This is a genomic window from Rickettsia endosymbiont of Halotydeus destructor (genome assembly GCF_049278075.1).
Taxonomy (GTDB): domain Bacteria; phylum Pseudomonadota; class Alphaproteobacteria; order Rickettsiales; family Rickettsiaceae; genus Rickettsia.
Genome location: NZ_JAPNPB010000004.1, coordinates 26,103 through 40,359, shown reverse-complemented (window position 1 = coordinate 40,359; position 14,257 = coordinate 26,103). Strand labels below are relative to the sequence as shown.

Below are 14,257 nucleotides of genomic sequence, written 5' to 3'. Positions count from 1 at the left end.
TAGATTCGTCATAGGTCGAAGGTCGCTTATAATAACCTTTTTGCTTTAGATATAATTTTATTTTCCATAATATAGATTATAGAACTTTTAAAGAAGGCATGTTTTGAATATAACTATGACTAAAAACATTAATAATAGTTATTCGGCTATTGCTAAAAGAGTTATTTCTGCTGAAGCTAGTGCGTTGCAAAAATTATCCGATAATATACCGGATGATTTTGATAAAATCATAGATTATCTTTTGCATTTTAAAGGTAGAATAATTCTAACCGGTATAGGTAAAAGCGGTTATATTGCTAGGAAAATAGCTGCTAGCTTTTCCTCTACCGGTATGCCGGCTTTTTATCTTCATCCTGCAGAAGCAAGTCATGGAGATTTAGGTATGATAACTACTGATGATTTAGTTATTATGCTATCCAATTCTGGTGAAACTAAAGAATTAGATGATATAATTGCATATTGTCAAAATTTTTCAGTAAAAATTGCGGCAATGACCATGAATATTAACTCTAATTTAGCACAAAAAAGTGATTTTTTATTAATAGTGCCGAAATATGCAGAAGCTTCGTTAATTGATGCACCGACTATTTCTTCTTTAATAATGCTATCACTCGGTGATGCTTTAATAACTGCAGTACATGAAGAGCGAGGCTTCACACAAGATGATTTTCGAGTATATCATCCGGGCGGCAAGATTGGTGCAAATCTAACTCAAATTGCTGATCTAATGCGTGTTAATGAGCAAATACCTTTAGTATATGAAGATACGCCTTTTACCGATGCCATAATTATAATGAATGAAAAATGCTTAGGGTGTGCTTTAGTAGTCGATAAAGACTTACACTTAATAGGAATGATAACGGATGGTGATTTGCGTCGTCATATTAATGATAGCGTAAAAGCAAAATTTGCTGCAGATATAATGACTAAACATCCTACTTATGTTTCACCGTTAATCTTTGCCAAAGAAGCATTAAATTTAATGAAAGAGCAGAAAATCACTAACATGTCGGTAGTTTTTAACAATAAGGTAAAGGGTATTATTCATATTCATGATTTACTAAGAAATGGAGTTAGTTAAGGCTTACCAAAAACAGCAATTAAAAAGTCCGATAATTTGAAAATAAACTTATAGTAACGTCGTGGGCATCAACACGCGATAATACCTCACAACCCTCATATATATAAATCAATATGTTATCTTATAAAATAAAAAATGCTTTCTTAAAGGTTTTTTCTTTTCTATGTATAATAGGAGTTTTGTATATTGGATATATATTAATAAAAAATACCTCTAATGTTATTGAAAAACATGAAAGTAAAAATACTCCCCTCTCCTCTTCCCCTAAGGTTAATCATGATGTAGAATATAAAATTATATTAAAAGATTCAATTTTTGAAGGGCTGAATAAAAACTTAAATTCATATACAATTAAAGCGGAGCAAGCTATAAAAGATTCAAATAATAAATACAAATTAGATAAAATAAACGTATTGTATAAATTAAATGAAAATAGCTTACTTATTATTGACGCAAAAAACGGTTTTTTAAATGAAGAATCAAATATTTTAGACTTACAAAATGATGTAAATGTTTTTTTAGAAGATATATTATTTAATACTAATGAGGCACAAATTGATTTAGCTAGAAAAAATATAATAAGTAACTCTTACGTCACATTATCTTATAAAAATTCTAAGGTTACCTCAAATAACTTTAGTACTCAAAACGATAATAACCTTATAATTTTTAATGGAAATGTTTCTACTGTTATTGATTTAACAAATTTTAATACAGAAGTGGCTGCAAAGAAAAAAAAAGCTGAAGCTCTGCATTCTAACCTACAGCTAAATTCAAAAAGCTTCAGGCAAAATGAATTGAAGAAAGAGGCTGCGCAGCGTAATATATTGCTTGGATCAAGCGATCGAGATGACGCTGTATATATAGAATCTGATAGTTTAATTATAGATAGAATAAAACAAAAAATAAAATATATAGGAAATGTAATAGTATATTTTGAAGATGCAATATTAAAAACAAAAACATTAGAAATTGTTTTTAATATAGAAGGGAATGAAAAAACTGTTAAGTATATTATTATTCCAACGAAATTAACGATAAAAAAAACAAAGCATGATGAATTATTAATTGCTGACTCAGCTAAATATTTTTTAGATAATAAACAACTTATTTTGCTAGGCAACGTAATACTACAATATAAGGATAGTATTTTAAAAACCGATAAATTTGTTTATTATATCGATATGAAATCCCCGTAGCCAAAAATAAGAATATTTTATAAATTAATGGATAAATTAGAAATTAGAAATATATCAAAATCCTATAAAAAAAGGATTATATTAAGCGATATTTCTCTTAAGTTAAATAAAGGTGAAGTAGTAGGGTTATTTGGTCCAAACGGCGCAGGGAAAACCACATGTTTCAGTATTATTATTGGATTAATGAAACCTGACAAGGGACAATTATTACTAAATAATAAAAATATTACTAATTTACCTATATATTTAAGAGCGAGACTTGGAATTGCTTATCTTCTTCAGGAACCTTCAATTTTTCGTGGGTTATCGGTCAAAGATAATATTAAAGCGATATTAGAAATCTCTGAAAATGATCAAGAAATAATTGAGCAAAAAACAGATGATTTATTAAAGAAATTTTCCATTTTTCATTTGAAAAATTTCCCTGCAGTAGGATTATCAGGCGGTGAAAGGCGTAGGCTTGAAATTGCTAGAACTTTAGCTATCAATCCTAAATTTATTATGTTGGATGAGCCACTTGCTGGTATTGATCCCATAGCTATTGCAGATATAAAAAATCTAATTACTTATTTACGTGAATTTAATATTGGTATTTTAATTACCGATCATAACGTACGTGATACTTTAGATATCGTGGATAGAGCTTACGTTATTTTTGACGGCAAAGTACTATTAGAAGGCACTTCAAAAGAAATAGCTAGTAGCAACGAGGTAAAAAAAGTATATCTCGGAAATAATTTTAGTTTATGATAGAGTTAGTATGAAAGAGGAAAGTGAAGCAGATAATTATTATGCTAAAGAACTATTTAACAAACTTACCAAAAAAAATGAAATTGCAAAAAGTAAAATAGATCTTATTGAAATTGAAAAAGCGATTTATTTTGCAAAAAAATCTCACGGCGAGCAAAAAAGACATTCTGGAGAACCTTACTATTCCCATCCTATGGAAGTTGCTTCAATGGTTTCAGATTATCTTTTTGATACTGATACTATTATTGCCGCTATTTTACATGATGTAGTTGAAGATACTTCTTCTTCTTTGAAACAAATTGAATTGCTTTTTAATAAAAAAATAGCCGAAATAGTTGATATTGTAACTAAATTAACTACGGGGCATCAGTTATCCAAAGAAGAAACTTTTTATAAAATCAATAACTTCCCTGACATAGAACGTAAAGCCTGTACTATTAAGGTTATAGATCGTTTACATAATATGAGAACTATTACTAATATAAAACCAATCGAAAAACAAAGAAGAATTGCTAAAGAAACTTTAGATGTTTATATATCAATGGCAAAAAGGGCCAATTTACCCAAGGTAGAAAAAGAACTTGCAGAAATTGCTACTAAGGTTTATGAGGCATAGGATGTTGTTCTTGCAAAGTATTATTATGTCACTGTCATACAACAACCGTCATTGCGAGGAGCCGCTAGGCGACGTGGCAATCTTATGATTAGATTGCTTCACTCTGCTCGCAATGACGGGTAGAGTTCTAGATTGCCACGTCGGGACTATGTCCCTCCTCGCAACGATTCTTAATAAAAAACAATCAAATATATTTTTAAAAAACCAATGCCCATTAATAAAGAAATTTTTAGAGCTTATGATATAAGAGGCAACGGCTCTACAGATATAACTGAAATCGTAGCTTATAAAATCGGTTTTTGTTTTGCCGAAATTACCATAAGCAATAGTAATAACAAGATTTGCGTCGGCCGTGACGGTAGGCTTACCTCCCCTACCCTTTATAATTCCCTGGTTAAAGGATTAATAGACGGAGGGGCATCTGTAATTTCTATAGGAGTCGTACCAACGCCGCTGCTATATTTTGCTGATAAAAAACTATCACCGGCAGCAAGTATTATGATTACGGGGTCTCACAATCCTAAGGATGATAACGGCTTTAAGATGGTCGTAGGAAGTAAATCGTTTTTTGGCTCTCAAATACAGGATTTACTAATAAGGATTTTGGATAGCAGCTTCAATGTTATTCCTACCTCCTCTTATGTCACTCCTGCCTCCCCCACTGTCACGCCTGCATCCCCCTATGTCATTCCTGCGAAGGCAGGAATCCAGAAAACAATAAATAATAAACTGGATTCCTGCTTTCGCAGGAATGACAGTGGTAATAGCATAGAATATAACAATAACATAAAATCTAAATATCTCGATCGAATTTTAGATAATATATCTATTAATCCTAAATTAAAAGTAGCCTGGGATCCGGGAAATGGAGCAGCAGGAGATATTACGGAAGCTTTGAAAAAGCGACTACCAAATAATAATATAGTTATAAATAGTACAATTGACGGAAATTTTCCAAGCCATCACCCCGATCCTACTAAACCTTCAAACCTCAAGCAATTAATAGAAATTGTTACGCAAGAAAATTGTGATATCGGTATAGCTTTTGACGGTGACGGAGATAGATTAGGTATTGTTAGTAGCAAGGGGCAAATATTATTCGGTGATCAAATTATATGTTTATTTGCAGAAGATATTTTAAAAGAATATCCAAAAGCAACAATTATACTTGACGTTAAAGCAAGTCAATTAGTGATCGATCAAATTAAATCATATGGCGGGCAACCTTTAATATGGCGTACGGGTCATCCTTTTATAAAAAGCAAAATGCAGGAAACAAACGCTTTACTTGCCGGAGAAATGAGCGGACATATATTTTTTGCCGATAAATATTATGGTTACGATGACGCAGTTTATGCAGCTTTACGTTTCCTTGATTTATTATCTCGCTCAAATAAGTCGTTAGACGAGTTTATAGAAAACTTACCGAAATCGTATAGTACGCCGGAGATTAAAATTGCTGTTTCCGATACAATGAAATTTAAAATAATTGCCGAAATAAAAGAACAGCTATTAAAAGAAGGAGTAGAGTTTAACGATATAGACGGTGTACGAGTAAATACCGAACAAGGTTGGTGGTTGCTGCGAAGCTCAAATACCGAACCAGCAATCATAGCAAGAGCTGAATCAATCAGTGAGAATGGTTTAGAGAAAATAACAGCTACAATTAATAGATATCTTAAAAAATATGAGTTATTAATTAATTATTAAAAAATTAATTAATTTTATTGACTTTTTAAATATTATTGTTTATATTTTCGCTTACATTAAATTAATATAAGGAAAATTATATGTTACAATCTCGAGCAAATATAATATACTAATAATAAACAAGCTCAATTAAAAGCAGATACACAGGCCGAATTAAATGAATTATATCGTCTCGTATCCAAAGGAGAGGTAGGAAAAGATGCAAATGGTAATTTTATTATTAATGATGCTTCTGTTATGAAAGATATTGAAAATCTTGCTGCCCGGATTGGGGGCAACAATGATCTACAGCGACTGGTTACTTTTCAGGAAGAATTTATATCTGGTCAAGTAACATTTAGTGGACCAGATATTACTGTTACCCATAACACCGAGGTTTTAGGAATAATTAATGAGGATAGCAACAGCGGCTTATAGCACTGACAATTTTTAAAAAGCTCTCGATGTCATCCCTGTGAAAACGGGGATCCAGACTTTATCTACCTCCGTCATTGTGAGCGAAGCAAAGCAATCTAAATACTTTTTTTTAGGTTCTGTGAACAAAATTTAAGTTATTTATATTTTAAGATATTTTTTAGCGAAAATTAATAAGATTTTTGTAGGAATAGTTATTCATATTTCAAAAAAATCTTATAATTTGCAGCAAAAAAGAACTAAAATAGATTAATTTAAATTTTGTTCACAGAGCCTAGATTGCCACGTCGATTCTATGAATCTCCTCGCAATGACAACTAAAAAATCGATCCATGCAATAACGCCCATATTCGCTCGCAATGAAATGTTTGAGTATACTTAAAAATCTAAGTCTGCGTAGCACTGGGGAGGAGAAAAACCGGGAATTCTATCCTGTAATAACAACCTAAAAGACGGTCTTGATTTTATTAACGAATACCAGTGTTTAATATGAGGCCATTTTTCCCAATAAATTTCACCGAAATAATCAAGAACCGATAAATGGCAGGCAGCAGCAATATCTGCGGCGCTTAAAGAATCTGAGGCAATAAAGCTTCTTTGTTCAAATAGCCTTGTTATATATTCCAAATGATGATTTAAGTTATTTTTAGCAGCCCTTAAAAATTCCGTTCTTGGGCTACTCATTTTTGAGATCGATCTAATCACTTTTTCATCAATAATAATTTTTGTTACTTCACGATAAAATTTATCGTTAAACCAAAAAAATAATCGCCGAGTTTCCGAGCGTATATTTACATCTTCATCTAAAAAATTAAAATTTGGATATTTCTCATGAAGATATTCAATAAAAGGATAAATTCCGCTTATAAATAACCCATAAGATTCTTCTAAAACAGGTAAATTACTTGCAGGGTTTATTTTTAAAAATTCTTTATTAAACTGCCAGTATTCTTCTTTAATCATTGTAAACTGGATGTCCAGTTCTTTTAAAAATATTCTTGCTTGTCTTGATAAAGGGCAGATAGGATAGTGATATAATTTTTTCATTATTTCATGACTGTTCAGTCTTAGTCGGCATCTTACTTTTCATTTGATAGGGAATATATAGCAAAAAGTGCAGTGTCATACCGTGGCTTGACCACGGTATCCAATCTTTATCTTTTTGTTAAGATTTTTTCTGGATACCGTGGTCAAGCCACGGTATGACACCACCGTACATATGGTCTATAAGCCGGATTCTGTATGGATTATAGAGCGGTTAAGCTATTTCATCCATTGCAGTTATTTATCTAGGGTAAATGTTACCATTTACCTCAAGCAATCCACCCGCGTTACAACCGGTTAGAGATGCCCGGGAACTTGATAAGTTCTGTAACGCCTATTTGATTTTGCTCCTGGCGGGGTTTTCCATGCGTAGCCTGTTACCAACCTACCGGTGCGCTCTTACCGCACCTTTTCACCCTTACCGAAAAATCGGCGGTATATTTTCTGCGGCACTATCCCTTAGGTGTTCTACCTCGCTGGGCGTTATCCAGCGCCATATCTCTATAGAGTCCGGACTTTCCTCGTGAAATTCTGAAGAATAAACACGCAACTGCACGACCGTGTTAATTATGGTTAATTTTCCTTTGTTAGTCAATAATAAAAAAATTTATTATTGCGACTATTACCCTCATACTATATTATAAGTTATAGCTTCAACCATTAAGGTCTATACACTAAATTTTGTAAGGCTCGCTTGTGCTCACGTACTAAGTGTACGCTGCGCAAACTCGCTCTGAAATTTAATGTCTATACCTTAATGCTTTTTGCTATACTGTTTATACTTACAAAATTCATTTTATCTTATATATGAAAAAATTAATTTACTATTTCGGTAGCAAAGGCAGCGAAGGCAACGCCGATATGAAAAATATACTCGGTAATAAAGGCGCAGGACTTGCGGAGATGTCTAATTTAAACCTCCCTATCCCTGACGGGTTTACTATTACTACCGATCTTTGTAGTTATTTTTATAAACATAACCATACTTTTCCTAAAAATTTTAGTACTGATTTAAAAGACGCTATTAAAAAACTTGAAATAACTACTGGTAAAATTTTTGGCGATAGTAAAAATCCTTTACTATTATCGGTACGTTCAGGTTCAACCGTTTCTATGCCAGGTATGATGGATACTATCCTTAACCTCGGTATAAATGATGAAGTTTGCGAAGCACTAGCTATTTCTAGTAATGATAAACGCTTTGCCCTTGATAGTTATAAACGCTTTTTGGAAATGTACGGCTCGACCGTTTTATTTATGCCAAATGATTTGTTTGAGCAAGTATATGAGGCACATAAAATTCAAGCCAATATTTATAGAGACAATGACGTAACGATAGAAATTTTAGAAAAAACAGTAGAAGATTTCAAAAAAATAATTATAAAGCATAAAAATCAATTGGTTAGCGACCCTTACCAACAATTAGAATCAGCAATTAAGGCTGTTTTACAATCGTGGATGAGTAATAGAGCGGTCATATACAGAAAAATTCATAATATTAGCGAGACGTTTGGTACCGCTATTAATATCCAATCGATGGTTTTCGGTAATTTAGGGGATAATTCTGCTACCGGTGTAGCATTTACTCGCTCTCCTTCTACCGGTAAAAAAGGAATTTTCGGCGAATTTTTAATAAATGCTCAAGGGGAAGATATTGTATCAGGTATACGTACACCCTTCCCTATTATTTCAAACGGTACAAATTCTGCTCCTTCAATGCAAACAGTCATGCCGGAGATTTTTGCAGAATTAGAAGAGATATGTAAAAAACTTGAATTACATTATCTTGATATGCAAGATATAGAATTTACTATAGAAAATAATAAGCTATATATTTTGCAAACTCGCAATGCAAAAAGAACGGCCCTTGCAAGCATTAAAATTGCCGTTCAAATGATGCAAGAAGGCTTGATTTCCAAAGAACAAGCCGTAATGCGAATCGATCCGGAATCACTAAATCAACTATTACATACAAGAATTGATTATAGCCAAAACCCTATTTCTATAACCGAAGGCCTACCTGCATCTCCAGGAGCTGCAACAGGTATTGTCGTTTTCTCTCCTTATGACGCTGAAAAACTGTCTCATCATCATAAAGTAATTTTAGTACGTCATGATACCAGCCCCGAAGACATCAATGGTATGCATGTTTCAAGCGGAGTTTTAACCGTTAGGGGCGGCATGACTTCCCATGCAGCAGTAGTTGCAAGAGGGATGGGAAAACCCTGTGTTTGCGGTACGAATAATTTAATAATAGATGAAAAAAATCAATTATTGAAAGCCGGAAATATAACTATTAAACAAGGGGAAACAATAACCATAGACGGTGGAACCGGTAAAGTTTTTCTAGGTAAAGTACCGTTAATCCAGCCAGTTTTTACTGAAGAATCGGAATTAATTTTAACCTGGGCAGATGAAATAAGTCATCTGAAAGTTCGAGCAAATGCTGAAACGGTCACGGATGCAGTAGTATCTTTAAGATTCGGTGCTCAGGGGATAGGATTATGTCGTACGGAACATATGTTTTTTGATAAGAATAAAATTCCATTAGTTAGGGAGATGATTATTGCTCCGGACATAGAAAGAAGAAAACACGCAATAAATAAACTATTACCTTTGCAAATTGAAGATTTTAAATCATTATTTCGTATTATGCAAGGTAAGCCGATAAATATTAGGTTGCTCGATCCGCCCTTGCATGAGTTTTTACCGACAACTGAGGTCGATAAACAAGATTTAGCAGATAATTTAAATTTACCTCTATCTTTAATTCATCAACGTTTATATGCAATGCATGAAGTAAATCCTATGCTTGGGCATCGTGGATGCCGTTTAGGTATCTCCGCACCAGAGATCTATCAAATGCAAATAGAAGCGATTTTGACTGCTATTTATGAATTACATCGGCAAGAAAATATAGATTGCATTTTAGAATTAATGATTCCTTTAATAAGCAATGTTAATGAAATAAAAAAATTAAAGTCTCATATATCCGAAATAGTGAATGAATTAGAAAATCGTTATAAACATAAATTTTCTTTTATACTCGGCACTATGATTGAATTACCTAGAGCTGCTTTAAATAGCAATAAAATAGCCAAAGAAGTAGATTATTTTAGTTTCGGTACTAATGATTTAACTCAAACCACTTATGGCATTTCTCGGGATGACGTAGCTTCCTTTTTCCCTTATTATCTAGAAGAAAAGATTTTTGATTTTGATCCTTTCACTACTTTAGACGAAGAAGGAGTCGGGGAACTAATAGAGATATCTATAAAACGCGGCAAGGCTAGTAAAGCTAGTTTAAAGTTAGGTGCTTGCGGAGAGCATGCGGGCAATCCTGCATCTATAGATTTTTTCCACAAAATGAAATTAGATTATATATCCTGCTCACCTTATCGCATACCTATCGCCAGGATCGCTGCCGCACAAGCTAAAATTAAATATGGGTGATTGAGTTTGTTTTTATAATAATGTCGTTATGACTCAAATTTTTTTATTTCATGTCCATAAAGTATTGTTACATGGATATTTACAATTTGCGCAGTGAGATAGTCTCGAGGTGACAATTAATTATAAATATAGTCCTATACTAAACTTGTTTAGTATTTTAATTAATTCCTTATTACATTGAAATAACCTTAATTTCCAGAGTGCTTACAGCAGGGCGCGATGATAATTTTTTATTATTATTTAAATATTTTTTTAGATTTTCACCGTTGTTAGAATAATTTCTTGAGGTTTACACAACCTAAGATCAAGTAATTTTAAATGATAGAACGTTTTATAATCTAAATTCATAGTAAATTACCCTCAACAATTATTAAAAACAATGAAGAGCTTAGCAAATAGTTTATTTATTGTTACCTTAAATTGATATTGTAATTATCTAAAAAAATTTTTGAATTTTATTTCAGAAATATTACACTCATTTTTTCAAAATTTTATTACAATATTATAAAATTCATTATCAAAAAGGTTAAGTTTTGTTAATCTTTTAGATTGCTTTCTTTTTAACTTTCTTTATATTGACATTTATTTATTCAATTCTAATAAATTTTATAAATTAGAATTATTTAGTTTAAAATATTTAAAAATTAAAAAGAAAAATTTATGTCACAAGATAATGTAGTTGCTTCTGCTCCTCCCCTTTACTATACCTATAAAAAAACGAAAGTTATGAAATTCAGAAAGAAGCTTTAATAGATAATTTAAAAAATACTGAAGCTAAATCTTTTATTAAATCATTAGCTTCAAATATAATAACGCGATTTCCTGAAGTATTACAGAACAAACCTTATGAAGAATGTATCTTAAAACATTTAAAACAGGATAATAAAAATCACAAAATATTTATTAATTTATTTCCAAGTACTAATAATATAAAAGAAGATTACTACCTTGAGTATGTCTTAGGTTTAAAAAATGAGTACCAATTACAAGAAAATATATTAAAGATATGGATAGATAATACAAATTATAATAATAAAGTCATTCTTGGTAAACTTATAAAAGGGCAACATTTAAAATTACTAGATAAGTTTTTAAAAACTTCAACAATAGAAAAAATGGATTTAGAAAATGTTATTAAAGATACTGATTATTATGAGTCTTTTAAGTTATTGATCTCCAAAATAAAAGGATTTGATTTAACAATATATGAAAAAAAAGCATATGAGATATATGAAAAATATTATAAATTAATAAATTTAAACAATTCTTATAATATAAAGCTTCTTGTTCAATACACCATCAAAATGACTGAAAATTATAATATTTTTAAAAAGCATCGTGAAGAAAATGAAAGTAAAAGTATAGGAGATTCGCTTACTAATAAAATGAAGAATACATTAGAATTATTAGTTATCAAGAGTGAAAAACTAGATGAAAAAACTATTTCAGATTTAGTAAAAATATTTTATAATAAAGAGCAAATTAACGATAGTAAAAGTAATGTTTTTAAAAAATTACTTGAATTAGATAGTTATAATACAATAAAATATCTTGCGCATCACATATATGCAAAATTCAGTACTTATCAAGAAGGATTAGAAAAATTAAACCAAATAATTGGTAAAAATTATAATAAAATTTTTAATAAAATCTGGGATGAGAATGTAAAAAAAGACTCAAGCCCTATGTCTATAATAAAATATTTTATGAAGTTTTTTGAAAAGCCTGATACTGATCGTCAAGGATTAGAAGGATTATCTAAAATGATTGACACAGATGGGGATATTAAAATTTTTAATGACCTAAAAAACAATGATGAAATGAAAGCCGGAGGCGAAATTATTGAAAATTGTTTGAATGATTTTTAGAAACTTTAGCATCAGGCGGGCGGATATAAAGAGGCTCTATAGAATTATTTATATATTGTTCCCTATTTAGCCTATCAGTAACATATCTACAAATAATAAACGCTTTAACTCTGGCAAAGCGTGGAAGGATTACTAAATTCGGTAAATGCTTGATTTGTGGATAAATAAATTCTACACCGCTGCCAGCACAGGCTATATTACCGCTGTCTTCTGTTAATAATTTAATAGCATGCTCATAATCTATAAGTACCGGTTTGCTATCTGCACCGGTTTTATCAAAAACTTGGCTATATAACTGCCCCCTATAAGCATTTAAGAATACATAAATTTTATTATAATTTTTAACTTGTTCTATTGCTCTAAAATATGTAAATTCAAAATTACTTACCGCTAACCCTTTGATTTTTGTACTAAATAAAATAGCTTTAGCAACCGATAAACCGATTCTAATACCGGTAAAACTCCCTGGTCCGTTAGTTACTGCTAAATAATCAATATCCTCATATTTACATTTTGCGCTTTCAAGCACCTTCTCTATCATAGGTAATATAGCTTCTGCTTGTTTAGAAGATGCAAGTTCTTCTTGATAGGCTAAAATATTTTCGTTTTCGGAAAGTGCTACGGATGCAGTATTATTTGTCGTATCAAACGCTAAAATTTTCATTGATTTAAGTTATTAATTTAGTATCTATACTCCAATGACGTTGGCGTTATTGTATGGTTCGAAGCCCTTGGTGTCATTCCCGCGAAAGCGGGAATCCAAAAAATACTTATACTTGTCATTGCGAGGAGCGTAGCGACGCGGCAATCGCTCTTAAATTTTATTAGATTGCTGCGTCGCATAAATGCCTCCTTGCAATGACGAAGGTAGAAAAGGCTGGATTCCTGCTTTCGCAGGAATGACACTAACCGCTTTTTAAGGGCCAGGCAACAACGTCTCTTTTTCACGGGAATGAATCAAAAATATTACTCAAGCAACCCATTATCCTTACTCTAGCTTCCCGTGTTATCTAGTATATACTCAATAAAAGCCTGTCTTGCATAAGGTTGCTGGTTATTATAGAAAAAATACCTACTAAAAAAATAAGTCGTTAAAGTTAAAGCTTGTTTTTTTTCTGCTAAAGTAATTTCTTTAGTAATATTTTTTGCATTCGAAGTTAAAAATTTTGGTAAAATCAATAGCTTATCGTGATAAGGTAAGCCTATTTTTTCACATAATGCTCGCCCTGATTTAGGAGATACATAACTTAAATTGCTTGCTACTTCGCTAACGGCGCATCTATCAAGAGCTAATTCATAACCTGCTTCGGCTAGCATTGCTAACTCAAAATTAATATAATTATTAAAACAAAAATCTTTAGTTAATTTACTTAAATATTCTAATAAAAAAGTAAAAAAATTAGGATGGCTTTCTCGCTCATGAAAAGCAAGTTTAATTAACGAAATAACGGAGTTGAAAGCGTAAAGTTTAGATTTATTACTTAATATCAGACCGCTATAAGCTTTAATAAGTTCGCCTCTTGCTATGCCGATATGCTCATGTAATCTTGCTTGCCAAAAAAAATCTATAATATTTCCTTCTTGATAAATAGCTTTAGTTTTTTTAGATGATTCTTTAGTAAAACCTGAATATAACCCATGGTTTTTGGTAAAAACCGTAAGAATAAAAGAATTTTCTTTTAAAGGCTTTTTAGCAATTACTATTCCTATGTCTTTGAAGTTCATATATTTTTATTGCTTCAGCTGAATTGCCGGTATATATTATATCTTTATAGTTAAGCTTAATTGCTGTAAATAATGCCGGGTGGTTATCCTCAACATTTACAATAATTTTCACAATTTTCTCCGAAAATTCCTCAGTTAATTTTTTAAACATATAGTCAATTACTAACATCCCATAATATTTAGTAGTACCGGGCGTATTTGCTAATACAACCGGAGTATCACAAGATAATAAAAAATCTCTAGCATCCTCTAGATTTTCTATTTCATAAACTAATGGCTGCTTAGTATTCATAATAACTTCTTTACAAAAACACCGTCATTGCGAGGAGAGACATAGTCTCGACACGGCAATCTAAAAAATAGATTGTTTTGCTTCGCTCGCAATGACGGTGAGAGC

At 31.5% G+C, this 14,257-nt stretch carries 12 protein-coding genes, 1 other RNA gene and 1 pseudogene; 9 read left to right on the top strand and 5 right to left on the bottom strand.

The features are described from left to right. The first annotated feature begins 115 nt into the window (after window positions 1-115). The 7 genes and pseudogenes from OTR29_RS04870 to OTR29_RS04840 all read left to right on the top strand — a co-directional run bounded on the left by OTR29_RS04870 (window position 116) and on the right by OTR29_RS04840 (window position 5,773). Window positions 116-1,081, top strand: coding sequence for a KpsF/GutQ family sugar-phosphate isomerase (locus OTR29_RS04870; RefSeq protein WP_422229591.1), 966 nt, complete (start codon window positions 116-118; stop codon window positions 1,079-1,081). 113 nt (window positions 1,082-1,194) lie between these two features. Next, window positions 1,195-1,791 (top strand): annotated as a pseudogene (gene lptC / locus OTR29_RS04865) (LPS export ABC transporter periplasmic protein LptC); the annotation flags it as partial. Between the two features lie 87 nt (window positions 1,792-1,878). Continuing rightward, on the top strand, window positions 1,879-2,280 hold the full coding sequence (locus OTR29_RS04860) for an LptA/OstA family protein (protein ID WP_479685394.1): 402 nt from the start codon (window positions 1,879-1,881) through the stop codon (window positions 2,278-2,280). Between the two features lie 27 nt (window positions 2,281-2,307). Then, entirely contained in the window at window positions 2,308-3,030 is a 723-nt protein-coding gene (gene lptB, locus OTR29_RS04855) for an LPS export ABC transporter ATP-binding protein (protein WP_422229589.1), read from the top strand. Between the two features lie 10 nt (window positions 3,031-3,040). Then, the gene (locus OTR29_RS04850; protein WP_422229587.1) at window positions 3,041-3,646 is read left to right on the top strand and encodes an HD domain-containing protein; all 606 of its coding nucleotides are present in this window, start codon (window positions 3,041-3,043) and stop codon (window positions 3,644-3,646) included. Between the two features lie 207 nt (window positions 3,647-3,853). Next, the gene (locus OTR29_RS04845; RefSeq protein ID WP_422229586.1) at window positions 3,854-5,356 is read left to right on the top strand and encodes a phosphomannomutase/phosphoglucomutase; all 1,503 of its coding nucleotides are present in this window, start codon (window positions 3,854-3,856) and stop codon (window positions 5,354-5,356) included. A gap of 237 nt (window positions 5,357-5,593) precedes the next feature. Continuing rightward, a complete protein-coding gene (locus tag OTR29_RS04840; RefSeq protein ID WP_422229584.1) occupies window positions 5,594-5,773 on the top strand; it encodes a hypothetical protein in 180 nt (59 codons plus the stop codon). 375 nt (window positions 5,774-6,148) lie between these two features. Here the strand turns inward: OTR29_RS04840 and OTR29_RS04835 are convergent, their stop codons facing one another. After that, window positions 6,149-6,817 (bottom strand): glutathione S-transferase family protein, encoded by a 669-nt coding sequence (locus tag OTR29_RS04835; RefSeq protein WP_422229582.1) that lies wholly within the window; start codon window positions 6,815-6,817, stop codon window positions 6,149-6,151. A 164-nt stretch (window positions 6,818-6,981) separates the two neighbouring features. Further along, window positions 6,982-7,380, bottom strand: an RNA gene (rnpB, locus tag OTR29_RS04830) — RNase P RNA component class A. 241 nt (window positions 7,381-7,621) lie between these two features. On the opposite strand from rnpB, the gene ppdK reads away from it, so the two are divergent. Next, entirely contained in the window at window positions 7,622-10,267 is a 2,646-nt protein-coding gene (gene ppdK, locus OTR29_RS04825; protein ID WP_422229581.1) for a pyruvate, phosphate dikinase, read from the top strand. 1,115 nt (window positions 10,268-11,382) lie between these two features. Next, entirely contained in the window at window positions 11,383-12,135 is a 753-nt protein-coding gene (locus tag OTR29_RS04820; RefSeq protein WP_422229579.1) for a hypothetical protein, read from the top strand. On the opposite strand, the gene tsaB is transcribed toward OTR29_RS04820, so the two are convergent. The 3 genes from tsaB to OTR29_RS04805 all read right to left on the bottom strand — a co-directional run bounded on the left by tsaB (window position 12,107) and on the right by OTR29_RS04805 (window position 14,152). Further along, window positions 12,107-12,799 carry a tRNA (adenosine(37)-N6)-threonylcarbamoyltransferase complex dimerization subunit type 1 TsaB gene (gene tsaB / locus OTR29_RS04815; protein ID WP_422229577.1) on the bottom strand — a complete coding sequence of 231 codons (693 nt, stop codon included), beginning with the start codon at window positions 12,797-12,799 and terminating at the stop codon, window positions 12,107-12,109. The genes OTR29_RS04820 and tsaB overlap by 29 nt on opposite strands. A gap of 329 nt (window positions 12,800-13,128) precedes the next feature. Continuing rightward, window positions 13,129-13,860, bottom strand: a complete 732-nt coding sequence (gene recO / locus OTR29_RS04810) for a DNA repair protein RecO (protein ID WP_422229575.1) — start codon at window positions 13,858-13,860, stop codon at window positions 13,129-13,131. Continuing rightward, window positions 13,826-14,152 (bottom strand): hypothetical protein, encoded by a 327-nt coding sequence (locus OTR29_RS04805; RefSeq protein ID WP_422229573.1) that lies wholly within the window; start codon window positions 14,150-14,152, stop codon window positions 13,826-13,828. The genes recO and OTR29_RS04805 overlap by 35 nt, the downstream gene beginning before the upstream one ends. Window positions 14,153-14,257 lie beyond the last annotated feature (105 nt).

Excerpts from the sequence above, each read along its gene's own strand:
- OTR29_RS04850 (WP_422229587.1), top strand. The coding sequence starts at position 3,041 with ATGAAAGAGGAAAGTGAAGCAGATAATTATTATGCTAAAGAACTATTT.
- OTR29_RS04805 (WP_422229573.1), bottom strand. The coding sequence starts at position 14,152 with ATGAATACTAAGCAGCCATTAGTTTATGAAATAGAAAATCTAGAGGAT.
- OTR29_RS04835 (WP_422229582.1), bottom strand. The coding sequence starts at position 6,817 with ATGAAAAAATTATATCACTATCCTATCTGCCCTTTATCAAGACAAGCA.
- lptB (WP_422229589.1), top strand. The coding sequence starts at position 2,308 with ATGGATAAATTAGAAATTAGAAATATATCAAAATCCTATAAAAAAAGG.
- OTR29_RS04845 (WP_422229586.1), top strand. The coding sequence starts at position 3,854 with ATGCCCATTAATAAAGAAATTTTTAGAGCTTATGATATAAGAGGCAAC.
- recO (WP_422229575.1), bottom strand. The coding sequence starts at position 13,860 with ATGAACTTCAAAGACATAGGAATAGTAATTGCTAAAAAGCCTTTAAAA.
- OTR29_RS04840 (WP_422229584.1), top strand. The coding sequence starts at position 5,594 with ATGAAAGATATTGAAAATCTTGCTGCCCGGATTGGGGGCAACAATGAT.
- tsaB (WP_422229577.1), bottom strand. The coding sequence starts at position 12,799 with ATGAAAATTTTAGCGTTTGATACGACAAATAATACTGCATCCGTAGCA.
- OTR29_RS04820 (WP_422229579.1), top strand. The coding sequence starts at position 11,383 with ATGGATTTAGAAAATGTTATTAAAGATACTGATTATTATGAGTCTTTT.
- ppdK (WP_422229581.1), top strand. The coding sequence starts at position 7,622 with ATGAAAAAATTAATTTACTATTTCGGTAGCAAAGGCAGCGAAGGCAAC.
- OTR29_RS04870 (WP_422229591.1), top strand. The coding sequence starts at position 116 with ATGACTAAAAACATTAATAATAGTTATTCGGCTATTGCTAAAAGAGTT.